26 protein-coding genes and 1 pseudogene are annotated in these 26,128 nt (G+C 66.4%); 12 read left to right on the top strand and 15 right to left on the bottom strand.

Features of this window, described 5'->3' with window-relative positions; all coding sequences use genetic code 11:
* Window positions 1–44: 44 nt before the first annotated feature.
* Complete coding sequence (locus GV832_RS06740; RefSeq protein ID WP_168774080.1) at window positions 45–2,543, top strand: GcvT family protein; 2,499 nt, start codon at window positions 45–47, stop codon at window positions 2,541–2,543.
* 262 nt (window positions 2,544–2,805) lie between these two features.
* On the opposite strand, the gene GV832_RS06735 is transcribed toward GV832_RS06740, so the two are convergent.
* The 5 genes from GV832_RS06735 to GV832_RS06715 all read right to left on the bottom strand — a co-directional run bounded on the left by GV832_RS06735 (window position 2,806) and on the right by GV832_RS06715 (window position 5,253).
* Window positions 2,806–3,213 (bottom strand): hypothetical protein, encoded by a 408-nt coding sequence (locus tag GV832_RS06735; protein WP_168774079.1) that lies wholly within the window; start codon window positions 3,211–3,213, stop codon window positions 2,806–2,808.
* Complete coding sequence (locus GV832_RS06730) at window positions 3,213–3,455, bottom strand: hypothetical protein (RefSeq protein ID WP_168774078.1); 243 nt, start codon at window positions 3,453–3,455, stop codon at window positions 3,213–3,215. Before GV832_RS06730 ends, GV832_RS06735 begins: the two co-directional genes overlap by 1 nt.
* Before the next feature lie 113 nt (window positions 3,456–3,568).
* Window positions 3,569–4,354, bottom strand: coding sequence for a glycoside hydrolase family 25 protein (locus tag GV832_RS06725; protein ID WP_168774077.1), 786 nt, complete (start codon window positions 4,352–4,354; stop codon window positions 3,569–3,571).
* 57 nt (window positions 4,355–4,411) lie between these two features.
* The gene (locus GV832_RS06720; protein WP_168774076.1) at window positions 4,412–4,849 is read right to left on the bottom strand and encodes an EF-hand domain-containing protein; all 438 of its coding nucleotides are present in this window, start codon (window positions 4,847–4,849) and stop codon (window positions 4,412–4,414) included.
* A 59-nt stretch (window positions 4,850–4,908) separates the two neighbouring features.
* Window positions 4,909–5,253 (bottom strand): carboxymuconolactone decarboxylase family protein, encoded by a 345-nt coding sequence (locus GV832_RS06715; protein WP_168774075.1) that lies wholly within the window; start codon window positions 5,251–5,253, stop codon window positions 4,909–4,911.
* Between the two features lie 162 nt (window positions 5,254–5,415).
* On the opposite strand from GV832_RS06715, the pseudogene GV832_RS22500 reads away from it, so the two are divergent.
* The 3 genes and pseudogenes from GV832_RS22500 to GV832_RS06705 all read left to right on the top strand — a co-directional run.
* A pseudogene (locus GV832_RS22500) lies at window positions 5,416–5,493 on the top strand (LacI family DNA-binding transcriptional regulator); the annotation flags it as partial.
* A 48-nt stretch (window positions 5,494–5,541) separates the two neighbouring features.
* Window positions 5,542–6,486, top strand: coding sequence for a substrate-binding domain-containing protein (locus GV832_RS06710; RefSeq protein WP_265332499.1), 945 nt, complete (start codon window positions 5,542–5,544; stop codon window positions 6,484–6,486).
* A gap of 81 nt (window positions 6,487–6,567) precedes the next feature.
* Window positions 6,568–8,166, top strand: coding sequence for an alpha-amylase family glycosyl hydrolase (locus GV832_RS06705; protein ID WP_168774073.1), 1,599 nt, complete (start codon window positions 6,568–6,570; stop codon window positions 8,164–8,166).
* Here the strand turns inward: GV832_RS06705 and GV832_RS06700 are convergent.
* Window positions 8,150–9,742, bottom strand: a complete 1,593-nt coding sequence (locus GV832_RS06700; protein ID WP_168774072.1) for a GMC family oxidoreductase — start codon at window positions 9,740–9,742, stop codon at window positions 8,150–8,152. The two genes, GV832_RS06705 and GV832_RS06700, sit on opposite strands and share 17 nt — an antisense overlap.
* Window positions 9,743–9,904: 162 nt before the next feature.
* Here GV832_RS06700 and GV832_RS06695 point away from each other — a divergent pair, with 162 nt between their 5' ends.
* Together GV832_RS06695 and GV832_RS06690 are read left to right on the top strand one after the other, a co-directional pair.
* Window positions 9,905–11,116, top strand: coding sequence for an MFS transporter (locus GV832_RS06695; RefSeq protein WP_168774071.1), 1,212 nt, complete (start codon window positions 9,905–9,907; stop codon window positions 11,114–11,116).
* A complete protein-coding gene (locus GV832_RS06690; protein WP_168774070.1) occupies window positions 11,109–12,269 on the top strand; it encodes an MFS transporter in 1,161 nt (386 codons plus the stop codon). The genes GV832_RS06695 and GV832_RS06690 overlap by 8 nt, the downstream gene beginning before the upstream one ends.
* Before the next feature lie 105 nt (window positions 12,270–12,374).
* Here the strand turns inward: GV832_RS06690 and hemC are convergent, their stop codons facing one another.
* On the bottom strand, window positions 12,375–13,310 hold the full coding sequence (gene hemC, locus GV832_RS06685; RefSeq protein WP_168774069.1) for a hydroxymethylbilane synthase: 936 nt from the start codon (window positions 13,308–13,310) through the stop codon (window positions 12,375–12,377).
* A gap of 131 nt (window positions 13,311–13,441) precedes the next feature.
* Between hemC and hemE the strand changes: the two genes are divergently transcribed.
* Entirely contained in the window at window positions 13,442–14,470 is a 1,029-nt protein-coding gene (hemE, locus tag GV832_RS06680; protein ID WP_168774068.1) for a uroporphyrinogen decarboxylase, read from the top strand.
* A gap of 7 nt (window positions 14,471–14,477) precedes the next feature.
* Entirely contained in the window at window positions 14,478–15,362 is an 885-nt protein-coding gene (locus GV832_RS06675; RefSeq protein WP_168774067.1) for an EamA family transporter, read from the top strand.
* Here the strand turns inward: GV832_RS06675 and cobS are convergent.
* Window positions 15,351–16,079: an adenosylcobinamide-GDP ribazoletransferase gene (gene cobS / locus GV832_RS06670; protein WP_168774066.1), complete on the bottom strand. Its 729-nt coding sequence runs from the start codon at window positions 16,077–16,079 to the stop codon at window positions 15,351–15,353. The two genes, GV832_RS06675 and cobS, sit on opposite strands and share 12 nt — an antisense overlap.
* Window positions 16,070–16,915 (bottom strand): oxygen-dependent coproporphyrinogen oxidase, encoded by an 846-nt coding sequence (gene hemF, locus GV832_RS06665; RefSeq protein ID WP_168774065.1) that lies wholly within the window; start codon window positions 16,913–16,915, stop codon window positions 16,070–16,072. Before hemF ends, cobS begins: the two co-directional genes overlap by 10 nt.
* Before the next feature lie 108 nt (window positions 16,916–17,023).
* Here hemF and GV832_RS06660 point away from each other — a divergent pair, with 108 nt between their 5' ends.
* Window positions 17,024–17,407, top strand: coding sequence for a hypothetical protein (locus tag GV832_RS06660; RefSeq protein WP_168774064.1), 384 nt, complete (start codon window positions 17,024–17,026; stop codon window positions 17,405–17,407).
* On the opposite strand, the gene GV832_RS06655 is transcribed toward GV832_RS06660, so the two are convergent.
* A complete protein-coding gene (locus tag GV832_RS06655) occupies window positions 17,395–18,357 on the bottom strand; it encodes a class I SAM-dependent methyltransferase (protein ID WP_168774063.1) in 963 nt (320 codons plus the stop codon). The two genes, GV832_RS06660 and GV832_RS06655, sit on opposite strands and share 13 nt — an antisense overlap.
* On the bottom strand, window positions 18,358–18,678 hold the full coding sequence (gene clpS, locus GV832_RS06650; protein ID WP_168774219.1) for an ATP-dependent Clp protease adapter ClpS: 321 nt from the start codon (window positions 18,676–18,678) through the stop codon (window positions 18,358–18,360). It lies immediately after the preceding gene.
* Between the two features lie 118 nt (window positions 18,679–18,796).
* Here clpS and GV832_RS06645 point away from each other — a divergent pair, with 118 nt between their 5' ends.
* From GV832_RS06645 to GV832_RS06635, 3 genes are all read left to right on the top strand, one after another.
* Window positions 18,797–19,492 carry an HAD family hydrolase gene (locus tag GV832_RS06645; protein ID WP_168774062.1) on the top strand — a complete coding sequence of 232 codons (696 nt, stop codon included), beginning with the start codon at window positions 18,797–18,799 and terminating at the stop codon, window positions 19,490–19,492.
* Window positions 19,493–19,621: 129 nt separating this feature from the next.
* Window positions 19,622–21,091 (top strand): D-alanyl-D-alanine carboxypeptidase family protein, encoded by a 1,470-nt coding sequence (locus GV832_RS06640; RefSeq protein WP_168774061.1) that lies wholly within the window; start codon window positions 19,622–19,624, stop codon window positions 21,089–21,091.
* On the top strand, window positions 21,088–21,750 hold the full coding sequence (locus GV832_RS06635) for a fumarylacetoacetate hydrolase family protein (RefSeq protein ID WP_168774060.1): 663 nt from the start codon (window positions 21,088–21,090) through the stop codon (window positions 21,748–21,750). The genes GV832_RS06640 and GV832_RS06635 overlap by 4 nt, the downstream gene beginning before the upstream one ends.
* On the opposite strand, the gene ccoS is transcribed toward GV832_RS06635, so the two are convergent.
* Genes ccoS through ccoG form a run of 4 tightly spaced genes read right to left on the bottom strand, consistent with a single transcriptional unit; the run spans window position 21,747 to window position 26,019 of the window.
* Window positions 21,747–21,911: a cbb3-type cytochrome oxidase assembly protein CcoS gene (gene ccoS, locus GV832_RS06630; protein ID WP_168774059.1), complete on the bottom strand. Its 165-nt coding sequence runs from the start codon at window positions 21,909–21,911 to the stop codon at window positions 21,747–21,749. The two genes, GV832_RS06635 and ccoS, sit on opposite strands and share 4 nt — an antisense overlap.
* Window positions 21,899–24,082 (bottom strand): heavy metal translocating P-type ATPase, encoded by a 2,184-nt coding sequence (locus GV832_RS06625; RefSeq protein WP_168774058.1) that lies wholly within the window; start codon window positions 24,080–24,082, stop codon window positions 21,899–21,901. Before GV832_RS06625 ends, ccoS begins: the two co-directional genes overlap by 13 nt.
* A 4-nt stretch (window positions 24,083–24,086) precedes the next feature.
* On the bottom strand, window positions 24,087–24,572 hold the full coding sequence (locus GV832_RS06620) for a FixH family protein (protein ID WP_168774057.1): 486 nt from the start codon (window positions 24,570–24,572) through the stop codon (window positions 24,087–24,089).
* A 1-nt stretch (window position 24,573) separates the two neighbouring features.
* The gene (ccoG, locus tag GV832_RS06615; protein WP_435531744.1) at window positions 24,574–26,019 is read right to left on the bottom strand and encodes a cytochrome c oxidase accessory protein CcoG; all 1,446 of its coding nucleotides are present in this window, start codon (window positions 26,017–26,019) and stop codon (window positions 24,574–24,576) included.
* Window positions 26,020–26,128: the final 109 nt, after the last annotated feature.

The following is a 26,128-nucleotide window of genomic DNA, read 5'->3' as shown; positions in this document are numbered from 1 at the left end:
CCCGTCGGGCACATATGGGGCAAACCTTTCGCGGAGTCCCCCTGATGAAAACCCATGTCAAAGCTCTGGTCGTCGGCGGCGGTGCCGTCGGCAATGGCATCGCCTATCACCTGGCCAAGGCGGGCTGGGACACGATGCTGGTGGAACGCGACGAGCTGACGAGCGGGTCCACCTGGCATGCCGCGGGCCTGCTGCCGCTCTTCAACATGAGCTACGCGACCACCCATATCCACAAATACTCGGTGGATTTCTACAAGGGGCTGGAGGCCGAAACCGGTCTGAACGCCGGTTTCGCCGTCGTGGGCAACCTGCGCATGGCGCAGCGCCAGGAGCGGATGGACGAATACATGCTCTATTCCTCGGTGGCCGAGACCGCCGGTGTCTATCATGAATTCCTTAGCCCCAAGGAGATCAAGGACCGCTGGCCGCTGGTGCGGACCGAGGACCTGGTGGGCGCGCTCTATCACCCGCAGGACGGCTATATCAATCCGGCCGACGTGACCCAGGCCATGGCCAAGGGCGCCCGTCAGCATGGCGCCACGATCGAGCGCAAGATCCAGGTCGATGGCTATCGCTGGACCGGGTCGGAGTGGGTGGTTTCCTGCACGCGCATGGTCGAGATCGGCGGGCGCCTGGTTCCTTCCGAGGAGAAGTTCGAGATCGTGGCCGAGCATGTCGTGACCGCGACAGGCAACCATGCCCAGCGGACCGCCAAGCTTCTGGGCGTCAAGATCCCCGCCATCCCGGTCGAGCATCAGTATATCGTGACCGAGCCCGATCCGATGCTGCAGGCCTATCGCAAGAACAACCCGGAGCACCCGGTCCTGCGCGACGCCGATGCCAAGTGGTATGTCCGCGAAGAGCGTGGCGGCTGGATCCTCGGGCCCTATGAATACGGCGCCCCGGCGCGCTTTGAATATGCCGTGCCGGAGTCGTTCCGCGCCGACCTCTTCCCGCTCGACCTGGAACGGATCGAGGCGGAATACATGTCGATGATCCACCGGATTCCTTCCTCGGAAACCGTGGGTCTGAAGGACGATTTCAACGGCCCGATCTGCTATACGCCCGACGGCAACCCGCTGGTGGGCCCGGTGCCCGGCCTGCGGAACATGTGGATCGCGGAAGGTTTCAGCTTCGGCATCACGGCGGCGGGTGGCACGGGATATTACCTCGCGCAGATGATGGTGAACGGGGAGGCCGAGATCGACATGGCCTCCCTCGACCCCAAGCGCTACGGCAATTGGATGACCACCGAATATGCCGCGCGCAAGAACGAAGAGTGCTACAACCACGTCTTCATCCTGCACCACCCCGACGAAGAGCGCGAAGCCTGCCGCCCGCTGCGGACGGCCCCCGCCTATGACCGCCAGAAGGAGATGGGCGCGCAATTCGGCCAGGTGAACGGCTGGGAGCGTCCGAACTACTACGGGCCGAAGGATGCTCCGGCGAACTTCGACCACGACTCGCGGTCTTTCCGCCGTGGCGGCTGGTGGCAATATGCGGTCGAAGAGGCCAAGGCCGTGCGCAACACGGTGGGCGTGATCGATGCGGCGGCCTTCACCAAGCACCTGGTGCGCGGTCCGGGGGCGACGGCTTTCCTCGACCACTTCACCTGCAACAAGCTGCCGAATGTGGGCCGGATCAACCTGACCTATGCCCTGACCGAGGCCGGCACGACCCGCACCGAATACACCATCGTGCGGTTGAAAGAGCATGAGTATTACCTGATCTCGGCCGGCGCCTGGACCGCCTATGACGCTGATTTCATGATGAAGGCGGCGGAAGACTGGATGGCGGCGGGTGGCGGTTATATCGACATCCATGACGTGACGACGCAATGGGGTGTCTATGCGCTCGCCGGTCCGAATGCGCGGGCTTTGCTGCGCGACCTGGTCAAGGATGCCGAGCCCGATACCGTGCTGGGCAACAAGCGCTTCCCCTGGCTGAGCTATCGCGACATCGAGCTTGGCATGTGCCCGGTCCGCGCGATCCGCGTGGCCTATACGGGGGAGCTCGGTTGGGAGCTGCATTACCCGATCGAATTCGGCCGCTATCTCTGGGACCTCCTGTGGTCGGTGGGTGAGAAGCACGGTCTGAAGGCGGTCGGTGCCCGCGCACAGAACTGGCTGCGCCAGGAGAAGAGCTACCGCGCCTTCGGCAACGAGCTTGGCCGCGATGCGACGCCGCTGGAGGCCGCCCTGGACCGCTTCGTGGACCTGTCGAAAGAGTTCCGCGGCAAGGCAAAGATGTTGGAGACCGGGATCCGGTCGAAATGCGTCACCGTGCTGATCGACGGGCCTGCGGATGCCGATCCCTGGGGCAAGGAAGCCATCCTTGTGGATGGGGTGAAGGTCGGGCGCCTGACCTCGGGCGGCTATTCGGTGGCCTTCGGCAAGCAGATCGGCATGGGCTATGTCCGTCCCGACCTGGCCGAGGTGGGCACCAAGCTGAAGGTCAAGATGCTGCGCCAGGAATGGGATGCGGTCGTGGTCGAGGACAGCCCCTTCGATCCGAAGAACGAACGCATCCGCAAGAACGACTGAAGCTTGCGCGTCACGCGGCTTCGGCCTGGCGGCCTTGCGCGTGACACGCCGGAAGCGGGGGGCTGCCGCCCCCCGCACCCCCTGCCCAAAGGGGAGCACGCTCCCCTTTGGAAACCCCGTGGATATTTGGGGACCAATGAAAGCCTGGGCGGTTTGGATGGATGAAAGGCGGCCCGGGAGCGGGGCCGCCTTTCGCCTTTGGGGCGCTGGGGTCGGGGAAACCTTGGTCAAGCGCGCCCCGCAGATCGGGCGAGCCGCCGCCTCAGGCGGGCTCGCGCGTGTCGGTCAGGACCTCGGCGCAGGCGGTGCAGGCCACCGGGCCTTCCTGGGCGAACCAGCGGCAGGTGCCCCTTATCGGGCAGGGGCTGAGCTTGGCCGGAGGGCTCAGGCCCGGGCCCATGGCATCCAGCACGCGGGTGATCACCCCGCAGGCGCTGCCCGTCCATTGGCGGCAGGCGGAGGTCTGGCATTCATGGGTGAAGCGCATCCGCGCCTCGGGCACGCCGGCCGCCCGGGCCGTCGCCAGGAAATCGGCATCGACCTGCATCAAGGTTCGCAGATAGGCGATATGGCCATCCGGTGTCGCCACGCCCAGGAGCCCGGCGCCAGGGGTGGCGGGGGCCGAGGGGCAGGCAAGCACCGGGGCGAAGTCTCCCTCGCCCCGGGCCATCACATGCGCCCCGTGGTCTGCAAGAGGCCCTTCTCGAGCGCCCTCTGGCCCTCGATGATCGCCTCGAAGTCCTTGCGCAGGATGAAGCCCAGCCAGTCGCGCGGGAACTTCACCACCCAGGGCTTGTCGAGTTGCAGCCCGGCGATATGCGACAGGGCCACCTTCTGCAGATCGGCATTCAAGGCCGCCGTGGCCTCCTTGGAGAGCGGAACATCGCCCAGATCGATGACAAAACGGCTCATGAAAGTCTCCGTTCGAAATCGCGTGTCAACCACGCAGGGACAGGCTGCGCCCGGGCCCTGTGAAAACGAAGTGAAAGAAGCGTTAACGCAGGTTAAATCGACGGCGGCGGGGCCTAGCGGGCCACCCAGGCGGCGAAATCACGGCGCGAGCCTGCGAAGGCATTGAGGTCGACATCCCCCGCGATGCCCGGCACCTGGCCGGTCGCGGTATACTGCCAGATCAGCCAGTGCTGACCCGGAAAGCTGTCCGACGGGTGTTTCGCCGTCGAGCGCAGCCAGAAATCGACGCCTTGCAGCTTCCAGAGCTGGTTGTCGGCGTAGAAATCCACCGTGGTGTAAAGGATCGGGCGGCGTCCATAGGCGCGGGTCACGGCATCGAGGAAGATCCGCGCCTCGGAGCGCACCTCGGTTGCGGGGAGGCGGCCCGGACAGGTGGGGGAATGGGCGTTCCACTCCATGTCCAGCACGGGCGGCAGGGCCTGGTTGTCAGCGGGCACATGGGCGATGAACCAGCGCGCCTGGCTGGCAGCCGAGCGGCAGTGGTAGAAGAAGTGATAGGCGCCGCGCGGCACGCCCGCCGCCCGGGCCGCCGCCCAGTTCTGGCGGAAGGCGGGGTCCAGGCGGTCTCCGCCCTCGGTCGCCTTGAGGAAGGCGAAGTTGACGCCAGCGGCCCGGGCCGCCCGCCAGTCGATGTCGCCCTGCCAGGTCGAGACGTCGATGCCGTGGACCGGATGGGTCAACGGATGGTCCTGCGGCGCCCAGTCCACCGGGTCGCTGTCGCCGAACCGTGGTGCGACGACGGGGAAGCTTGGCGCCTCGGTCGTCGTGCGCGGGGCACAGGCGGCGAGGAGGCAGAGGATCAGGACGAGGGCTTGGGTCAGGACTGGGGCGCGTTTCATGCCCAAGTCCTGACCGCGATTGGCGATTCTGTCACCTGGCTTTGCAAGGCCACGCGGTTAGTTGCCGGGTCCGAAGTCCTGGGGGGTGACGGCGCCGTCGGCATTGCGGTCCATCTTGGCGAACCAGTCGGGGACGCGCGCCAGGAACTCTTCGCGGGTGACGCGGCCATCGCCGTCGGCATCGTTGAAGGCCCGCATCATGCCCATTTCCTCGGGGTTGCCATGGCCCATGCCGTGGCCCTTGCCCATTCCGGCCTGGTCGGCGGCGCGGGCCTCGTCGAAAGCCACATACTCCGCCTCGGTGAGCGCGCCATCGCCATCGGCGTCAAAGGTGGTGAAGATGTCGCCACGGCGCTCTGTCGCCTCGGTGAGGCTGACGGCGCCGTCGCCGTCGAGGTCCCAGTTCGTGACGAAATGGCCGCCGGGGACCATGTCTTGCGCCAAGGCCGCGCTGGCCAGCAAAAGGGCGAAGGTGGCGGGAAGGAAGGGTTTCATGATGTCCTCATATTTTGTTTCCTGCATGTGATACGCAGGACCGGAACGCTTCCGTCGCGCTATTCGGCAGGCGCCGCGTATTCGTCCCAAACGCCCAGCGCATGGGCGGCATACATGAGCGCGGGCCCTCCCCCCATCTGGACGCACATGGCCAGGACAGAGCCCATTTCTTCCCGCGTGGAGCCGACCTTCATCAGGGCCTCGACATGAAGGTTGATGCAGGGCTGGCAGCGCTGGGTGACCGCGATGGCAAGGGCCACGAATTCGCGGGTCTTCTTGTCCAGCGGGCCGTCAGTCATGGCGCCCATGGACAAGGCGTTGAAACCCTTGGCGGTTTCAGGGTTCAGCTTGTGAAGCGCGCGCAGTTCGCTGCGCAGCTCGGCGGTGTCGGTCTTGTAAGTCATGCCAGTCTCCTTTTGCCGCCTTCTTGCGCGAACTTGGCGCGGGCGGCCTTGATCCAGGTCAATCATATTTGTTTTTCATTATGTGTTAAAAGACCATCCAGACCATTCGACAGACGCCCGCGAGTCACTTATGAAGGGGGGGACCGCGCTTCGGAGATAAGCATGGCGTCGATAGAGGATGTTGCGCGCAAAGCTGGGGTATCGGTCCGAACCGTCAGCAGATTCTTGAACGGCACGTCGATGGTCAGCGCCGAAACCGCCATGGCCATCAACGCGGCCATAGCGGCGTTGCGGTACAGGCACGGGTTTCTGATCAAGGGAGCTCCTCCGGTCGTGGGGGTGATCAGCCGCGCCCTGTCGATGCGCATCGACCCGCAAGAGCCCATAGGCTTGCCCGAACTTCTGATCGTCCAGGGCATCCGCAGTGTTCTGGCGGAGGCGGGTGTCGTGATGCTGGTCGGCGACCCGGGTCCTGGCATGAGCCAGCTTGGCACGCTTCTCGCCACCTTTGCGGCGCAACGCTTTGCCGGGGTCATCCTGGTGGCCGAGTATCACCAGGCGATCAGCCTGCCCCGCCTGCGCGGTCCCATGCAGATGGTCATGGTCAATTGCTTTGACAACGCGGGCACGGCCTCGGTGCTGCCCGACGATTGGCGCGGGCAATATGACCTGGTGCAGCGCCTGATCCGGGCCGGGCACCGGCGCATCGGCTTCCTGACGCTGCGCCCCGAAATCGTCGCGGGTCGGCTGCGGCTGTCGGGCTATCGGGCCGCGCTGAAGGATGCCGGGATCGAGATCGATCCCGACCTGGTCGAGGATTGCGACTTCACCGACCAGGAAGGCGAGATGCAACTGCTGTGGGATTCGCTGGACCGGCTCTTGCACAACCCCGAGCCGCCGACCGTCCTGTGCTGCGGAAACGACCGGATGGCGGCGAAGGTCTACCAGCTCCTGACGGCGATGGGTCTGCGCATTCCGCAGGACATCTCGGTGGCCGGCTTCGACAATCACCGCATGGTGGCCGAGACCCTGGATCCGCCCCTGACCACGGTGGACCTGCCCTATTCGGCCATGGGCGTGCGGGCGGCGGATCGGCTCTTGTCGCTGATGGCGGGCCATGCGCCGCAGCTTGGCGGGCCGATGCTGGTCACAGGGCCGGTCCATTGGCGCGGCTCGGTGCAGGAATTGCGCTCGGGCCAGGTGACGACCTTGCGCCCGGTGTCAGGGGCCTGAGCCAGCCTTGCGAAAGCGGTTTGAATCCGCCACGGCCTCGTCCTATCCTGCCCCCGAATCCGGCGGCGGACAGGAGCGGTGATGGCAGAGTGGTGGCGTGGCTCGGTGACCTATCAGGTCTATCCCCGGAGCTTTCAGGACGATAATGGCGACGGGGTGGGCGACCTGAAGGGGATCACGCGCCGGCTGGACCATATCGCCGCCCTGGGCTGCGACTGCGTCTGGCTGAGCCCGATCTTCAAGAGCCCGATGAAGGACATGGGCTATGACGTCAGCGACTACAAGGATGTCGATCCGGTCTTCGGCACTTTGGAGGATTTCGACGCCCTGGTGGCGCGGGCCCACGCGCTGGGGCTGAAGGTCATCATCGACCAGGTGCTGAACCATTGTTCGGACCAGCATCCCTTCTTTGCGGAAAGCCGCAAGGATCGCACCAACCCCAAGGCGGATTGGTTCATCTGGCAGGACCCCCGCCCCGATGGCACGCCGCCGAACAACTGGCTGTCGGTCTTCGGAGGACCTGCCTGGCAATGGGATGCGCGCAGGAAGCAGTATTACATGCACTCCTTCCTGCCCGAGCAGCCCGAGCTGAACTTCCGCAACCCGGAGGTGGTCGATTACATGGAGGGCGTGCTGCGCTTCTGGCTGGATCGCGGCGTGGATGGCTTCCGCTTCGACACGGTGAATTACTTCTACAAGGACGCGCTTCTGCGCGACGATGCGGCGGATTACCGGGTCAAGAAGGAGCCCGAGGGCAATCCCTACGGCATGCAGTATCACCTGTTCTCCAAGAACCAGCCCGAAAACCTTTTGTGGATGGAGCGGATCCGGCGGATCCTGGACGACTACCCCGACCGGGCCTCGGTGGGCGAGATGGGCGAAAGCCACCATGCCATCGCCATGATGGGCCAGTATACGGCGCCGGGGCGGCTGCATCAGTGCTACAGCTTTGAAATGATGGGCTATGACTATTCGGCGGAGTTCTTCCGCACGCGCATCAGCGACTTCTTCAAGGGCGCGCCGGAGGGCTGGCCGATGTGGGCCTTCTCCAACCACGACGTGGTGCGCCATGCCTCGCGTTGGGCCAAGCATGGGGTGTCACAGGACGCGATTGCCAAGCAGGCGGGGGCGCTTTTGCTGTCCTTCGAAGGCTCGATCTGCCTCTGGCAGGGCGAAGAGATCGGCCAGACAGACACGCAGCTGGATTTCGAGGAACTGACCGACCCGCAGGGGATCAACTTCTGGCCCGAGCCGATTGGCCGCGACAACACCAGGACGCCCATGGTCTGGGATGACAGCGCCAATGGCGGCTTCTCGACGGCCACGCCCTGGCTGCCGGTCAAGGCGCCGCAACTGGCGCGGAACGTGGCGGCGCAGGACGGCGCTCAGGGCTCGGTGCTGGAGCATTACCGGGCGATGCTGGCCTTCCGGAAGGCTTCGGCCCTGAAGGATGGCAAGACCACCTTCCTGGACACGCCGGAGCCGATCCTGGCCTTCACCCGGGGCGATCTGCTTTGCGTCTTCAACCTCTCGCCCGAAGGCCGCAGCCTGGGCGTCGAGGGCGTGGCCTCGCCCGTGGGCCCCTCCTTGGGCGGGGTTCTGCAAGGGGCCAAGCTCTCGCTGGCCCCCAATGCGGCGGTCTTCCTGCCGGTGACCGGGACGCTCAGCGTTTCAGGATAAGCTCAGCCCCCCGCCAGCCAAGCGCCATGGCGGGGGCATTGGTATTGCCCGCGATCAGGTTGGGGAAGGCCGAGGCGTCGCAGACCCTCAACCCCTCGACCCCGCGCACGCGGAGGTGATGGTCCAGGACGCCCTCGCCCTCGGGCGCCATCCGCGCCGTGCAGGAGGGGTGATAGACCGTCCCCGAACGCTCCCGGAAGTCCTGGATCATGTCGGCATCGCTCGTCACGGAAGGGCCCGGCCGCAGCTCCTGCTTGATCCAGCGCGCGAAGGAGGGCTGCGCCGCGATGGTGCGCAGGTAGCGGACGGCCAGCAGCATCTCGGCCACGTCCTTCTCGGTGGAGAAGGCATTGGCCACGATCTCGGGATGGGCGAAGGGGTCCGCACTGCGGATATGGATATGCCCGCGCGAGGTCGGGCGGCAGTTCGACAGGCCGATCGAGAGGCCCTGGAAGGGGTCGGGCGTCAGCAAGGGGCGCTCTCCGTTCCGGGGGATCAGGGTCGAAAACGCCTGGAAATAGAGCTGCATATTGGGCCGGGGTTCATCCGCCGAGGTGCGGAAGAAGCCGCCGCCGTGGTTGATCGACTTGGCGAGCGGCCCGCCCCGCGTCAGCAGGTATTGCAGGCCCACGAAGGCCTTGCCCCACCAGGGCCGCAGGATGCCGTTATAGGTCGCGACCTTCATCTCCCAGGTGTAGTTGATGCCCTGGTGGTCGTTCAGGTTGCGGCCCACATGGGGGTTATCGACCAGGACCGGCACGCCGGCCTTGGAGAGAACCTCCCCCGGCCCGATGCCCGACAGCTGCAACAGCTGCGGCGAGTTGATCGCTCCGCCCGAGAGGATCACCTCGCGCGCCTTCAGCGTCTTCGTCTCGCCCCCCTGGACATATTCGACCCCCACCGCGCGCCTGCCTTCGAAGAGCACGCGCGTGACATGGGCTTTCGTCAGAACCTGCAGCGTCTTGCGCCCCATGGCAGGCCGCAGAAAGGCCCGCGCGGCCGAGTTCCGGCGACCGCCCTTGATCGTCATCTGGTAGGTGCCCGCGCCCTCTTGTTCGGCGCCGTTGAAGTCGGGGTTATAGGGCAGGCCCGCCTCGCCACAGGCGGCGATATAGTCCTCGACCAGCCAATGGAGCCCCTTGCGGTTCCGGCTGATGAACAGCGGCCCACCCTTGCCCCTATAGGCATCCGCACCCGCCTCGTTGTCCTCCATGGCGCGATAGGCTTGCAGCATCTCCTCCCAGCCCCAGCCCGGCGCCGCCTGCCCCCATTCGTCGTAATCCGCCCGGTGGCCGCGGATATAGACCATGGCGTTGATGGAAGAGGACCCGCCCAGGACCTTGCCCCTCGGCCAGTGGTCGCGGTTGCCCGCCAGGCCAGGATCAGCTTCGGTCGCATACATCCAGTTCACGGCGGGGTCGTAGAAGAGCTTCCCATAACCCAAAGGGAGCTGGACGTAAGGAAGAAGATCGCTCCCCCCCGCCTCCAGCACGGTGACCCGGTGCTTTTCGGACAACCGATTGGCCAGGACCGAACCCGAAGACCCCGAGCCCACGATGATGTAATCGACGTCCATTCCCGCCCCCTTTTTTGCGCAATTTAGCAGCCTCTTCACGGATCGTTGTGCTTTTCCCGACAGATCATGTCGGACGCGGTCTGGACTTTGGCCCGGCCCGACTTTACCCTGTCGCCAAGGAAAACGTTTTCCGCCTCACGAAGCTCCCGGTTTGCCGATCCCATGACCTCCATCCGCTATGTGCTGCGTCACCCGACGCTGCGGTTCATCTCTTATGCGCTTCTGCTCTTTGGCGCGCATAATGCCTCGCTTTACCCCTACCAGTCGGTCATCGCGATTGAGCGCATCGGCCTGACCCGGACCGAGTTCTCCTGGCTCCTGACCCTGGCCTCGGCGGTGGCGGTGGTCTCCTCGGTGTTGATCGGGGTCCTCGGCGACCAATACGGCAAGCGACGGAAGATCGCCTTGACGGCGGCGCTTTGCTCGACCCTGGGGATCGGCGTCATGCTGGTCTTTCCGGGAAAGTGGTCGCTTCTGGCTTTCAACGGCGTGCTTTTGCCCGTGGCCTCCAGCCTTTACGGCCAGTTCATCGCTCTGGCCCGCCTTGCCGCGCCGCAGGATCAGGACCGCGACGCCGTCATGGGGACGCTGCGGTCGAACCTGTCCTTCGCCTTCCTCGGCATGCTGATCTTCTGGACCTTTGCCTTTGGCTTCGGCCTGTCAGAAATGGCGGTCTATGTCACGGCGGGGATCGCGAGCCTGGGCCTGAGCCTGATGATCTGGGCGCGTTGGCCGCAGGATGGCGGAATGACCGACCAGCGCTCGGGCCTGCGCCTGCACCAGGCCCTGGTCGAGATCGTGAAGCCGCCGATCTTCCTGCGGGTCGTGCTGCTGGGGATGATCTCTTCGGCCGGCAACCTTTACATGGTGCTGGTCAGCCTGGTCTTCGATGCCTCGCCCCTGCGCGATGCCTCGGACGTGGCGCTTTACGTGGGCCTCGTGGCGGGGTGGGAGGTTCCGGCCATGCTGATCCTGCCGCACCTCGCGCGCAATCTCTCACGCCTGGGGCTGGCGGCAATCGGCGTGACGCTTTACGCCGTCCACCTGGCGGCGCTGCCGCTCTGGGCCGATACGCATTGGCTTTGGGTCGGGACCTTTTTCGCGGGGGTTGGGGGGGCGATCATCATCACGACGCCGATCCCCTATTACCAGGACCTGATGACCGGGAGGCCGGGGACAGCGGCGGCCATGCTGGCGGTGCAGAAGCTCGCCTCGGACGTGATCACGGCGCTGGTCTTTGCCCAGGGCACGGCGCTTGGCGGCTTCGAGGCGGCGGCACTGACAGGGGTTTGCGTCAGCCTGGTGGGCGTGGCGGCTCTGTGGCTGGTGGATCGCAGGGCCTGGCTCATGCCGCCCCGGGCCGCGCATGGATAGCTTTGCCCTGATCTGGCGCGACCCCGTCCTGCGGATGGTGGCGGTGCTGATGGTGCTGCAAGGTGCCTTGGCCTGCGCCTTCGGGCCCTATGTGCCGGTGCTGGCCGTCACGACCTTCGGCCTTGGAGACAGCGGCTATGCGGGGCTCATGGTCCTGGCCTCGGTCGTCTCGGTGACGGCAGCCCTGGCGGCGGGGATAAGAGCGGACCAGACGGCCAACCGGCGCGGGATTGCGCTGGGGGCCTGCGGGCTGATGATGGCAGGGGCCGGGGTGATGGTGCTGGCGCCATCGCTGCCCGCCTTCCTCCTGGCCCAGGGGCTTTTGTTCCCGGCCAACACGCTGTTCGGCCAGCTCTTCGCGCAAAGCCGCCTGGCGGCAGAGGCGCATCCCCAGCGCGACGCCATCCAGTCGACGATCAGGGCGCTCTTCGCCGCGCCCTTCCTCCTGGTCCTGCCGCTCTGGTCCTGGGCCTCGGCCCAAGGCGTGGGGCCGCTGGCGATCTATCCGGTCACCCTGGGCCTGGCGCTGGTCATGGCGGCGATCACCTGGCGCGCCTGGCCTGCCGCCTCAGCCAGCGACCGCCCCTCGGGCCTGTCGCTGCGGGCGGCGCTGCGGGAGCTGGCCGATCCGGGCCTCCTCCGCACGATCCTGGCCCTTGGCGCCGTGACGGCACCCGGAGCGGTCTATTGGGCCGTCCTCGGCCTGACCCTGACCCAGGCGGGCCAGGGCGCCTCGGCCCCGCTTTATGGCGCCCTGGTGGCGGGGCTGGAGGTGCCCTTCATGCTGGCCCTGCCCCTGGTCCTGCGCCTGCCCCGCGAAAGGCTGATCCTGATCGGCACGGGTCTTTATGCCATCCACCTGGTGGGCATACCCTTCCTTGCCGGCACGCCCTGGCTCTGGCTTTTGGTCCTGCCCGCCGCCATGGGAGGCGCCTTGACCCTGACCCTGCCGATCTCGGTCCTGCAAGACGCGCTGTCGGCCCGGCCGGGCACAGCCGCCGCCCTGATGGCCCTGATGAAGGTCACAGGCGACGCCATGGCCGCCACCTGCTTCGGCTTGGGCACCGCGCTGCAAGGCTATGCCCTCGCGGCGATCCTGGGCGCCGGGCTCAGCCTGATGGGCGCGCTGATCCTGAGGCCGCAGCGCGGGTGAGGAGGTCGGAGCCTCCGGCGGGGATATTTGGGCCAGTATGAAAGAGGGGGCATGCCCTTTCACACTGGCTCAAATATCCCGGGGGTTTGGGGGCAGCGCCCCCAGTCAACCGAAGAAGCCGGGACCGGCCTTGGCCAGAAGCTCCCGCGCGAGGTCGGCGCCCATTGCGGCGCCATCGGTCACCGCCCCGCGCCGCTCTCCGGCGATTGCGGCAGAGCCATCGGGCCGCAGGATCTCGCCGCGCAGCCAGAGGCCGCCGTCCAAGAGCGCCAGCCCCGCGATGGGGGTCTGGCAGGAGCCGTCCAGGGTCTTCAGGAAGGACCGTTCCGCCGCAAGACGAAGACCGGTGTCGCGGTGGTGGATCGCGGAGAGCATCGCGGCCACGCGGTCATCCGACGCCCGGCGCTCGATGCCGATGGCGCCCTGGGCCACGGCAGGCAACATCTCTTCGGGCTCGACCGCCGTGCGCGGCACATCGGCCATGCCAAGGCGGTTCAGCCCCGCCATGGCCAGGAAGGTCGCATGGGCGACGCCCTCGCCCAACTTCTTCATCCGGGTCTGCACATTGCCCCGGAACTCGACCAGCTGCAGGTCGGGGCGGCGCAAGGCCACCTGGGCGCGCCTCCGTAGGCTCGAGGACCCCAGCACCGAACCCGGGGCCAGGTCGGTCAGGCCCTTGGCCGAGAGCGAGACGAAGGCGTCGCGCACATCCTCGCGCGGGAGGTAGCAGTCCAGCACCAGGCCTTCCGGCTGATCGACCGGCATGTCCTTCATTGAATGGACCGCGATGTCGATGGAGCCTTCCAGAAGCGCCTCCTCGATCTCGCGGGTGAAGAGCCCCTTGCCGCCGATGTCCTTCAAGGCCCGGTCCTGGATCGCATCGCCGGTGACCTTGATCACCACGATCTGGAACGCGCTTTCAGGCAGTCCAAAGGCGGCGCCGAGCCTGCCACGGGTCTCATGCGCCTGGGCCAGAGCCAGGGGAGAGCCTCGGGTGCCGATCTTCAGGGGTTCTGCGGGGGTGGGCGAGCTTTGGGTCATGCGGCATTGTTAACGCCGGATGACGCCTGAGGCAATCGCCGCACTTGACACTTTCGCGCCATGCAGCAAGGCATGTGTCAAGCGGGCCGCCTTGGGGCCCAAGGGCAATCTGGGGCCAGAAGGGCAAGAGCATGAGCGACAAGACCATCCTGAAGGCGCTGCGCGGTGAAACCCAGGCGGTGCCGCCCGTCTGGCTGATGCGACAGGCCGGGCGCTACCTGCCGGAGTATCGTGCCACCCGGGCCCAGGCGGGCGATTTCCTGAAGCTCTGCTACAATCCCGAGCTGGCCGCCGAGGTCACGCTTCAACCGATCCGCCGCTATGGCTTCGACGCCGCGATCCTTTTCGCCGATATCCTGCTTCTGCCCCAGGCGCTTGGCGTGCCCCTGTGGTTCGAGACCGGAGAGGGGCCGCGCCTGACGCCCGTCACCACGCCCGAGGGACTGCGCAGCCTGCGCGCGGCCTCGGATGTGCATGAGACCCTGGCGCCGATCTATGAGACGGTGAAGATCCTCAAGCGCGAGCTGCCGAAAGAGACCACCCTGATCGGCTTTGCGGGCGCGCCCTGGACCGTGGCCTCTTATGTCGTGGCGGGTCGTGGCACGCCGGACCAGGGCCCCGCGCATCGCCTGAAATCCGAAGACCGGGCGACCTTTGCCGCCTTGATCGACCTGATCACCGAGGCGACGGTGGAGTATCTTTCGGCCCAGGTCATGGCCGGGGCCGAGGTCGTCAAGCTGTTCGACAGCTGGGCCGGCACGCTCCAGGGCGCCGATTTCGACGATTTCGCCGTGGCGCCTGCCCGCAAGATCATCGCCGAGCTCAAGGCCCGTCACCCGGGTCTGCCGATCATCGCCTTCCCGCGTGAGGCGGGCGCCCGCTATGAGGGCTTCGCCAAGGCCACGGGGGCCGATTGCGTGGCCTTGGACAATTCGGTCAGCGCCGATTGGGCGGCCGCCCATGTGCAGAAGGACGGCTGCGTGCAGGGCAACCTCGACCCCAAGCTGATGGTCGAAGGCGGCCCGCGCCTGGTGTCCGAGGCCAAGCGGATCGTCCAGGCCTTCAAGGGCGGGGCGCATATCTTCAACCTCGGCCATGGCATCACGCCCGAGGCGAATCCGGACCATGTCACCCAGCTGATGGAAGCGATTAGAGGATGATCGGGGGGTGATCTGGGCGCTTGTGACCCTGGTGGCCGCAGCCGCCCAGACCGGGCGGAACGCGGCGCAACAGGGGCTGACCCGGGCCATCGGGACCCTTGGCGCAACCCAGGTGCGGTTCCTGTTTGGCCTGCCCTTTGCCTGCTTGTTCCTTCTGGGCGTCGCCCTCGCCACAGGAGAGCCGCTGCCCCGGCCTCGAGCCGGGGCCTCGACGCTTTGGTTCACGGCCCTGGGCGCGGCGGCGCAGATCGGCGCCACGGCGCTGATGCTGGTCACGATGAAGCGGGCGAATTTCGCCGTCACCACCGCCTGGCTCAAGACCGAGCCGGTGCTGGTCGCCTTGGTCTCGGCGGCTCTCCTCGCCGAGGTGCCCTCCTCGGTCGCGATGCTCTCCATCGCGGTCGCGGTGGCGGGGGTGCTGGTGATGACGGTCAAGCCCGGAACACGGCTCGGCGACATGGGGGCGGCGGGGACGGGGCTGGTGGCCGCCGGGCTCTTTGGCCTCTCGGCCGTGGCCTTTCGCGGCGCGATCCTGGGGCTGGAGGGCGGCTACCTGATCCGCGCCTCCTCGGTCCTGGTGATCTCCTTGGCGATGCAAACGGGGATGCTGCTGATCTGGCTGGGGATCTTCGATCGCCGCGCCTTGGTGGCCTCCTTCACCGTCTGGAGGCAGTCCCTGACGGCGGGCTTCCTCGGCGCCTTTGCCTCGCAGTTCTGGTTCCTGGGGTTCTCGCTGACCTCGGCGGCCAATGTGCGGACGCTGGCCCTGGTCGAGGTGATCTTTGCGCAGGGCCTGGCGATGCGGATGGGGCAGAAGACCACCTTGCGCCAGGGGATCGGCATGGCGCTGATCCTCGTGGGCGTCGGAGCGCTCTTGCGCCTAGGCCAATAGGCCGAGGATGAAACCGATCTCGGCGCATTGCTGCACGGCGCCGAGGCAGTCCCCGGTATAGCCCCCCAGGCGCCTTTGATACCAGGCGCGAATGGCCCAGGCGCCCAGGCCAAGGCCCAGCAGGCCAAGGGCCACCTGGCCCAGCGGCAGAACGAAAAGCAGGGGCACAAGGGCCAGCGCCACCGTCACCGCTGCTACCCTCACCGTCGCCGCGTCGATCCCCCCCGCCACCGCGCTGCCCGCCCCGGTCGCGCGGGCATAGCGGCTTGTGGCCATGGCCCAGACCATGGCCCCGCGCGAGGCCGCAGCCCCCGCCACCAGCACGAAGGGCAAGGCCTGAAGCTCGGCAAAGCCCGCCCCCCTGACCCCCAGCGAGACCACCAGCGCCAGGACCCCATAAGTCCCGATCCGGCTGTCGCGCATGATCTCCATCGCGCGCTCTTTCGGACGCACACCGCCCAGCCCGTCGAAAGTGTCGGCCAGCCCGTCCTCGTGCAGCCCCCCCGTCACGGCCACCATCACCGCCAGCGTCACCAGGGCCGAGACCAGGGGCGGCCAGGGCGCAAGCCCCCAGACCAGGGCGCCAACCGCACCAACCAAGACCCCCGCTGCCGGATACCAACGCGGCGAGGCCGCCATCGCCGCCTCGGAATAGGCGGGCGAGACGGGCAGGCGGGTCAGGAACTGGACGGCCAGAAGAAAGCTGTTCAGTGCCATTTCGCCATCGGCGGCAGGCTCATCAGCACGGCATTGGCGTCATGCCCGGTCTCCAGCCCGAACTTGGTGCCGCGGTCATAGACGAGGTTATACTCGGCATAGAGCCCGCGGTGGATGGCCTGGGTCTCGCGGTCTCCTTCCGTAAAGGGCGTGTCCATCCGGGCGCGCGTGATCGGCAGGAAAGCGGGCAGGAAGGCGCGGCCCACGTCCTGGGTGAAGGCGAAATCGCGCTCCCAGTCGCCGGTGTTCAGGTCGTCATAGAAGATCCCGCCGACGCCCCGCGCCCGCTTGCGATGCGGGATGAAGAAATACTCATCGGCCCAGGCTTTCAACATGGGATAAACATCCGCTCCATGCGTGTCACAGGCGGCCTGCAGGACGCCATGGAAGGCGGCGGTATCCTCGGCATATTCGATGCAGGGGTTCAGGTCGCTGCCACCGCCGAACCACCAGGCACCCGGGGTCCAGAACATCCGCGTGTTCATGTGCACCGCAGGCGCATGGGGGTTCTGCATATGCGCCACCAGCGAAATCCCGCTGGCCCAGAAGCGCGGGTCCTCCGCCATCCCCGGCACGCCACGCGCCGCCATCGCCGACTGGGCGCGGGGGGCGAGGTTGCCATGGACCTCGGACCAGTTGACGCCGACCTTCTCGAAGACGCGGCCCCCGCGCATCACGCTCATGATGCCACCACCGCCATCGGGGCGCTGGGTCGGCGAGACCTCGAAGCGGGCGCCATCGGGCCCCTCCAGCTCTTCGAAGGCCGCGACGATCTGGTCGCGGAGGCTCTTGAACCAGGCGCTCGCACGCGCCTTGTTGTCGTCGAAATCGGCCATGACGTTCTCCCTTTCGCCCAGTGCTAGCAGGAAGGTGAAGTCGGCTCAACGTGGGCTGACATGGCATATCAAGGCGCATCGGCCTATCAGGGGGCATTGGAGGTGACGATGAAACGGTTCCTGATCCTTTTGGCGCTGGCCGCCTGTGGCACGCCGCAAGAGCAATGCATCCGCGGGGTCTCGAGCGACCTGGCGACCCTGGACCGGCTGATCGCCGAGACGCGGGGCAATATCGCGCGGGGCTATGGCTATGAGACCCGGGTCGAGATGATGCCCGAATGGGTCGATTGCACCCCGCGCCCGACCGAGGCCAACCCGACGCCCAAGCCGCAGATGTGCTTCGACGACGTGGCGCAAGAGGTCCGCCGCCCGGTGTCGCTGGACCTGCGGGCCGAGCAGGCCAAGCTTGATTCGATGGTCGAACGCCGGGACCAGATGGCCGCCGCCATGGCGCCCGCGCTGGCGGCCTGCAAGGCGCGCTACCCGGAGTGACGCTTATTCGGGAAGGCGGCTTTCGAGACGCGGAAGCCACCTGACCCGCCGATCTCTTCGACCTTGTGGAAGAGGGCGGTCAGCAGGGGCTCATAGGCCAGGTGGCGGTTGGCCACCATGTAAAGCGTGCCATCGGGGGCGAGGCCCCGGTGGGCGGCGCGGATGAAGGCCTGACCCAGGGCGAGGTCCGGGGCGCGGCCGACATGGAAGGGCGGGTTCATCACCACAGCGCCCCAAAGGCGCGGCGCGCGGAAACTCGTCGCATCGGCCCAGTGGAAGGCGGCGCGGGGGTCGTCGATGTTCAGTCTTGCGCAATCGAGCGCCAGGGCCTCGGCCTCGACCAGGTCCAGCGACTTGACCCCGGGGCGGGAGAGAATCGCCCGGGAGAGATATCCCCAGCCCGCTCCGAGGTCGCCGACCTTGGCGGGGAGGTCCTTGGGCAGGACCTCGGCCAGAAGACGAGAGCCCTCGTCCGGGCCGTCGGCCGAAAAGACCCCGGCCTGGGTGAAGAAGCCGCCGATGTCGCGGGGCTGGGCCTGCCACTCCGAAGGCGCGGGGCGGGAGGCGAAGGTGGCAAGCTTGCCATGGGCCTTGGACAAGGTATCCGACAGCTGGAACCCGGCCGCGCGGAGCTCGCGCGCGATGCCGTCGAAACCGTCGGTCTTTTGTCCGTCGATGGCGACCAGGGGGGCCAGGGTCACCGCCTGGGCCACCATGGCAAGGGCGAGGTCCTTGGCCCGGGGAAGGCAGACCAGGACGGCATCGACCGCCATGGCCTCGGTCTGGAAGCCCTGGGCGGCAAAATGGTCGTGATCAGGGCGAAAGCCCGTCAGAACAGCGGCTTGGCCAAAGGAGGACAGGTCGTCGCCAACCCGCGGACGCATGACGATGCAAGAGCCAGGCGCGAAAAGACCCTCTTCCCGGGCCAGGTCAAGACGGGCGCTTCGCACCTATTCTTTTTCCATCGTGCATTGCAGCGGGTGCTGGTGACGGCGGGCGAAATCCATCACCTGGGCGACCTTGGTCTCGGCGACCTCAAACGAAAACACCCCAACCACCGCGAGGCCCTTCTTGTGGACCGTCAGCATGATCTCAAACGCCTGGGCATGGTTCAGGCCAAAGAACCGCTCCAGCACATGGACCACGAATTCCATCGGCGTGTAGTCGTCGTTCAAGAGCATGACCTTGTAAAGCGGCGGCCGCTCGGTCTTGGCTTTCGGCTTGGTCAGAAGCGAGGTATCCTGACCCGGCCCCTTCGGCCCATCGGACATCATGTCAGGAAATGCGGTCAAGGCCGGGCTCCGGTTTTCGCTTTGGGGTTTTGTGCAATATAAAGCATTTTCGAACCGTTAAAAGGCCTCGCGACACGGGCTGGTAAAGGAACAGGCGATGATTTCCTGCATAGGCTTCGATGCCGACGACACGCTGTGGCAGAACGAGACCTTCTTCCGCCTGACCGAGGCGCGGTTCATCGCGCTTCTGGGCGGCGATCCGGGGCTGACCGAGCGCCTGCACGAGGCGGAAAAGCGCAACCTGGGGCATTACGGCTTCGGGGTGAAGGGCTTCATGCTCTCGATGATCGAGACGGCGATCGAGGCGACGGAAGGCCAGGTCAAGGCCTCGGTCATCGCCGAGATCCTGGCCGAGGGGCGCGAGATGCTGCGCCATCCGATCCACCTTCTGCCCGATGTCGAAGAGGTCGTCCGGGCCTTGGCCCAGGATCACCGCGTCATCGTCATCACCAAGGGCGACCTTCTGGACCAGGAGCGCAAGCTGGCGCAGTCGGGCCTGGGCGACCTCTTCCATGGGGTCGAGATCGTCAGCGACAAGACGCCCGAAACCTATGCCCGCGCCTTTGCGCGTCACGGTGCCGGGGCGGATCATGCGATGATGGTGGGCAACAGCCTGAAATCCGACGTCATTCCCGCCCTGCAAGCCGGGGCCTGGGGCGTTCACATCCCCCATGAGCTGACCTGGTCCTACGAGCGCGCCGACCCGCCGACCGATGCGCCGCGCTTTCGCGTGATCCAGCGGCTGGCGGAATTGCCGGATGTGGTTAATGCCACCCTTACCCACAATAGGTAGACGGCAGGAAATATTTAACCACCATATCTGCGGGTCAGGCAAAAGTGCCACGGTTCAAGAACCCCCGTGAACCCTTGGAAATCTTTGGGTTTTCCTCTTCAAGCGCCCGTGTTACTCTGTCTTCAAATAATGAACAGTGACCCTCGCAAAGGGGGCGCGTCCGAGACGAGGCAGAGATTGGCACATCTTTTGACGGGCAGGTTCCTGAAGCCTTTTCACGCTTGGATTCTGGGGCTCTTGCTCGGCGCCCTGGTTCTGGCACAGGCACAGGCCGCGACCTTTGCGGCCCATGTGATGGACGCCCGCACGGGTGAGACGCTCTTTGCCAAGAATGCCGACAAGGCGCTGCCCCCGGCCTCCTTGACCAAGATGATGACGCTTTACATCGCCTTCCAGGAGATCGAGGCAGGGCGGGTGAGCCTCGACACGATGATCACCGTGTCCAAGAACGCGGCCAACCAGGACCCCTCGCGGCTGGGGCTGAAGGCGGGGCAGAAGATCGCGCTGCGCTACCTGATCCGGGCGGCGGCGGTGAAATCGGCCAATGACGCGGCGGCGGCGATTGGCGATTACTTCTCGGGCAGCCCCGAGAAATTCGGCAAGCGCATGACCCAGACGGCCAAGGCCCTGGGGATGAAGCACTCGGTCTTCAAGAACGCCAACGGCCTGCCCGCCAAGGGCCATGTCTCAAGCGCGCGCGACATGTCCGTGCTGGGGCGGCGGCTGTTTTACGATTTCCCGCAGTATTACAACATCTTCTCGCGCCGGACGACGGATGCGGGCGTGGCCAAGGTCGCCAACACCAACCGCAAGTTCCTGGATGCCTATGACGGCGCCGACGGGATCAAGACCGGCTATACCCGCGAGGCGGGCTTCAACCTGACCGCAAGCGCCGAGCGGCGCGGGGTGCGGCTGATCGTGACCGTCTTCGGCGAGACCTCGACCGATGCGCGCAACCGCAAGGTGGCCGAGCTTTTGGACCTGGGCTTCTCCAAGGCCAAGCCGGGGGCCGCCGTGGTCAAGCCAGAGACCGCCGACCAGGAGCCGCCCACGCCCGACGATACCGTGGTGGCCGAGGAAGAGGGCGCTGAGGCGGCCACCCAGGTCGCGGTCGCGACATCTCCGCGGCCGAAGAAGAAGCCGGGCTCCGAGACCCTGGACCTGACAGGCATCGAGGATGCCGTGGCCATGGCCACCGCCCAGGGCGAGCTGACCGTGACGGCCTCTGCCGCCGAAGAGCCGCAGACGCTGGACGCCGCCGCCGAAACCAAGGCGCGCAATGCGCCGGTCTTTACCGATCAGGATGCCGAACTGGCCCTGGTGCCCGCCAAGCCAGAGGTTGTGACGCGGGTTGCGACCTCGGGCGGGGCTGGATGGGGCATCAACATCGGGCGCTATCCGAATTCCATGGTGGCCGAAAAGGCGCTGATCCAGGTGAGGCTCTTGGAGAGCGCGGCGCTGGATGGGGGCACGTCGAAGGTCGTGTCGCGGTCGAATGGCTATGACGCCGTGGTCCTGGGGCTGAACCGCGATGCCGCCGACCTTGCCTGCCGCAAGCTGCAGGCCCGCGCCGTCCAGTGCTTCACGATAGGCGAATGAGCTGGGTTCTCCCCCCTGCCCCGCCGGTGGGCGTGCCCGTCGAAGGCGGCGGGCTGTTCCCCGTCCGCCGCATTTTCTGCGTCGGGCGGAACTATGCCGACCATGTGGCCGAGATGGGGGGCGACAGCCGCGATCTGCCCTTCTTCTTCACCAAGCCTGCGGATGCCGTGGTCCAGTCGGGCGCGGTGATCCCCTATCCTCCCGGCACCCATGACCTGCATCACGAAGCCGAGCTGGTCATCGCGATTGGCAAGGGCGGCGCCGATATCGCCGATCCCGAAGCCCATATCTTCGGCTTTGCCGCCGGAAACGACCTGACCCGCCGCGATCTTCAGGCCGAGGCCAAGGCGCAAAGGCGGCCCTGGGACATGTCCAAGGCCTTTGACAACTCGGCCGTCATGGGGGCGATCCGCCCCGGCCCCCTGGGCGATGGCCTGATCCGCCTGACCGTGGACGGGGTGGAGCGCCAGAGCTCGATGCTGTCCATGATGATCTGGTCGGTGCCCGAGATCGTGACCTATCTCTCCAGCCTCGTGACCCTGGCGCCCGGAGACCTGATCTATACCGGCACGCCCGCAGGCGTCGGCGCATTGCAACGCGGGCAGAGCTGCGTCGTGACGATCGAGGGGCTCTCGCCGGCCTCGGTCACCATCGCCTAGTCGTCCTGGGCGGGCTTCTCGTCGAAATCCTTGAGCAAGATGCGGTTGGCGTCGCCTTGCAGGTCGTCGAACTGATGCGTCCGCATGGCCCAGACAAAGGCGCCAAGCCCAGCCGCCCCCAAGAGCAGCGAGACCGGAATGAGGATCGTCAGGATTTCCATTGGCGCAACCTTAGGGCGTTGAGGGAGACAGTGATCGAAGACAAGGACATGGCCAGCGCGGCGGCCAGGGGCGTCGCAGCCCCAACCAAGGCCAGGGGCACGGCGATGACGTTATAGGCGCCCGAGATGCCGAAGTTCTCCACCATCCGGCGGCTGGCCTGCCGGGCAATATGGACGGCATCGGCGATGGCCGAGAGGTCACGGCCCAGAAGCACGATATCCGAGGCCACCCGCGCCGCGTCCAAGGCCTGGGCCGGAGAGATCGAGACATGGGCCGCAGCCAAGGCGCCCGTATCGTTCAGCCCATCGCCCACCATCAGCACCTTGTGGCCCTGGGCGGTGATCTCTTGCACCAGCGCCGCCTTCTCCGCAGGCAGGGCGCCCGCGACCCAATCGGTGATGCCCACCCGGTCGGCAAAGGCGCCCACGGCGGCCTTCGTATCGCCCGAGACCAGCTTGACGGCGATCCCCTGCGCCCGCAGCCCCGCAATCGCGGCCTCGGCGCCGGGGCGGATCTGGTCGGTGAAGCCGATGGCATGGGTCTGGCCCGCCATAAGGAGGTAAGTCGCCGTCAGGGCCAGGGGCGTGGCACCGATCCATTCGGCGCGGCCCAGGCGGACGGGCTGGCCGTTCCACAGGCCCTCGACGCCATAACCCGGAACCTCGCGCAGCTCGGTCACCTCGGTGGTCGGCAGGCGCGAGGCCAGGGCCTGGGCCAGGGGATGGGAGGAGGCACGGGCGAGGGCGCCTGCGACGGCGCGGGCCTCTTCGGGCAGGGCATCCAGACCCAGCGGCTCCGGCGCGCCCATGGTCAGGGTGCCGGTCTTGTCGAAGACCACGCAATCGACCTCGGCCAGACGCTCCAAGGCGGTGCCGTTCTTGATCAGCACGCCCTTGCGGAAGAGCTTGCCCGAAGCCGCCGTCACCACGGCAGGCACGGCCAGGCCCAGGGCGCAGGGGCAGGTGATGATCAGCACGGCGGCCGAGATATTGACGGCGAAACGGATATCCCCCCCGGTCTGCCACATCCAATAGCCGAAGGCCGAGAAGGACAGAAGGTGGACCATGGGCGAGTAAAGCGCCGAGGCCCGGTCGGCCAGGGTCGTATAGCGGTTCTTGGCGCTTTCGGCGACGGCGACCAGGTCAGCCATGCGGTGCAGCGACGAGTCCCGCCCGGCAGCCGTCACGCGCAGCGTCAGGGGGCCGGTCAGGTTGACCTCTCCGGCGCTGACCATTGTGCCGGGGCCTGCGAAGACGGGCAGGCTTTCCCCGGTTAGAAGGCCACGGTCGATTTCCGAGGTGCCATGGATCACGACGCCATCCACCGGCATCCGGCCACCCGGGCGCACCAGGACCAGGTCATCCACGGCGACCTGGGCGATGGGCAGGACGACTTCCTTCCCGCCGTCGAGGACGATGGCACGGGGGACCTCCAGCGCGGCCAGTTCCTCGGCGGCCGACCGCGCCAAGGCGCGGGAACGGTGGTCGAGGAAGCGGCCGATCAGCAGGAAGAAACACAGCATCACGGCAGCGTCGAAATAGGCCTTTTCGCCGGAATGCAGGGTCTCATAGACCGAGATCGATGAGGCCAGGATCAGCGCCAGGGAGATCGGGACATCCATCCCGAGCTTGCCTTGCCTGAGGCTACCCCAAGCCGACCGGAAAAACGGCTGGCCGCAGAAGAGGACGGTCGGCAGGGCGATGGCGCCCGAGAGGAAGTGGAAGAGGTCGCGCGTCGCGGCCTCGGCCCCCGACCAGACGGCGACCGAAAGAAGCATGATGTTCATCATGCTGAAGAAGGCCACCCCGATCCGCATGAGCAATTCGCGCCCCTGCCGGTCGGTCTCGGTCATCGAGAGCATGCCCGCGTCCAGCTCATGCGCCTCGTAGCCCGCGGCGGCCAGGACCGGGATCAGGTCGGCGGCGATGACATGGGGATCGGCCTCGACCGAGACGCGCTTCTGGCTGAGGTTCACCCGGGCCGAGCGCACGCCCGGCGTCGCCCGCAAGGCGGCCTCGACCGCCGCGATGCAGGCCGCGCCCTCGGCCCCCGGCAGGGACAGCATCATCCGCGCAGCCTGCGACCGGATCGCGGCCACCCGGTCGGCCGGAGAGACGACGACGCAGGCCGGACAAGCGGCGAAACTGGCGTGTTCCTCGACCATGGTCATGATCTCAGTCCCTTACATAGAAATAGCTGCGCGCCTGATAAAGCGTGCCATCCTGGGCATGGGCCTTGATCTGGATCATCCACTTGCCCAGAGGCAGCTTTTCATCCGCCACATAGGCGCCATCCTCGGCCATCCGCATCACCGGATTGCGGTCTTCCTTCGTCTCGGTCGGACGGCCCACCAGGACGGAGATGTCCTTCAGAACCACCGGCTCTCCAGCACGGTCCAGGAAGCTCAGCCGGAGCTGATCCTTGGCCCTGTCGTAGCCCGGAGAGACCTTCCAGCCCAGCGCCACCTGGGCGGCGCGGACCTTGTCGAAGTTCTGGCTTTCGGCATAGCTCGACTTGACCTCGAGCCCGGGAAAGGTCGCGATCGCCTGCCAGGCCATGACGACATTGACCGCGATGATGACCCCGAAGAAGCCCAGGGCCAGGGCCAGCATGTGCCAGCCGGTAAAGGGCCGCACGGGTTTTGCAGGAAGCGTCGTCATGTCATTCAACCTTTCCGTGGAAGACCGTGTCCTTGTAGACGCGTTCGGCCTTGGGAATATCCGTCACAGGTGGCAGGCTCGGCCCCTCGGCATCGGTGATCCAGAGCCGCACCGGCAGGTTGTCGGTCTTGGCTGCCACGGTATCCGCCTTGGCCGTGATGTAAAGCCGCTGCTCCTTGGTCTCATTCGCCTTGACCAGGACGCGGAATTCTTCCGTGCCCTCCAGCGTCAGGGTCACATCGGCCGGGGCAAAGGCCGTGAAGGTGAACCAGCGGTCTTCGCCATGCTTGTTGCGCAGCCGCAGGTCATAGGTGTTGCGGATCGAGCCATCCGACAGGGTCACGAACATCGGGTTGCGCACCGGGCTGACCGAGACATCGAGGTTGGCGCGCAGGAAGAGCGCCGCGACCAGGGCAATCCCGATGCCCGCCCAAAGCACCGTGTAAACGATGGTCCGGGGCCGCAGGATGTGCTTCCAGATCGGTTTGTCCTTCAGGCCCTGGCGTTCCAGGGGTTCATCGGTGAGCGCCAGGTAGCCGATGAGGCCGCGCGGCTTGCCGATCTTGTCCATCATGCTGTCGCAGGCGTCGATGCACAGGCCGCAGGTGATGCAGGCCAGCTGCTGGCCGTTGCGGATGTCGATGCCCATGGGGCAGACGTTCACGCAGGCCATGCAGTCGATGCAATCGCCATTGCCCGCCACGGTCTGCTTGCCACGCGGCTCTCCGCGCCAGGAGCGGTAGCCGATGGTGATGGTTTCCTCGTCCATCATCGCGGCCTGGATGCGTGGCCAGGGGCAGCCGTAGATACAGACCTGCTCGCGGGCAAAGCCGCCGAAGAAGAAGGTGGTGAAGGTCAGGACCGCCATGGTGCCATAGGCGACCGGATGGGCGGTAAAGGTCAGAAGCTGACCCAGAAGCGTCGGCGCATCGGTGAAGTAAAAGACCCAGGCGCCACCGGTGGCGAGGCCGATGGCCAGCCAGATCGTCCACTTCAACAGGCGCTTCCAGGTCTTCTCCAGGTCCCATTTCTGGCGGTGCAGGCGGATGCGGGCGTTGCGGTCGCCCTCGACCCAGCGCTCGACCAGGATGTAAAGGTCTGTCCAGACGGTCTGCGGGCAGGCATAGCCGCACCAGACCCGGCCTGCCGCCGAGGTAAAGAGGAAGAGCCCCAGCCCCGCCATGATCAAGAGGCCCGCGACGAAATAGAACTCGTGCGGCCAGATCTCGATCATGAAGAAAAAGAAGCGGCGGTTGGCGAGGTCCAGAAGCACCGCCTGGTCGGGCATCGCGGGGCCCCGGTCCCAGCGGATCCAGGGCGTCAGGTAATAGATGCCCAGCATGACGGCCAGGAGCCACCATTTCAGCGTCCGGAAGGTGCCCTTCACGCGGCGGGGGAAGATCGGTTCGCGGGCGGCATAAAGCTTGGGAGATTCGGATTCTTGCATGTGACCCATCCTGTTCGCCTTGATCTTCTGCACTGCGGCGAGGGGGGCGGCCTTGACCTAGGTCAAGCCCCCGCGCTTTCGGCAAACCCAAGGGCCAGAATTGATCAAG

Source organism: Stagnihabitans tardus (genome assembly GCF_009925085.1).
GTDB lineage: Bacteria > Pseudomonadota > Alphaproteobacteria > Rhodobacterales > Rhodobacteraceae > Stagnihabitans > Stagnihabitans tardus.
Note: the sequence above shows the minus strand (reverse complement) of the source record. Positions and strands in the feature narration are given on the sequence as shown.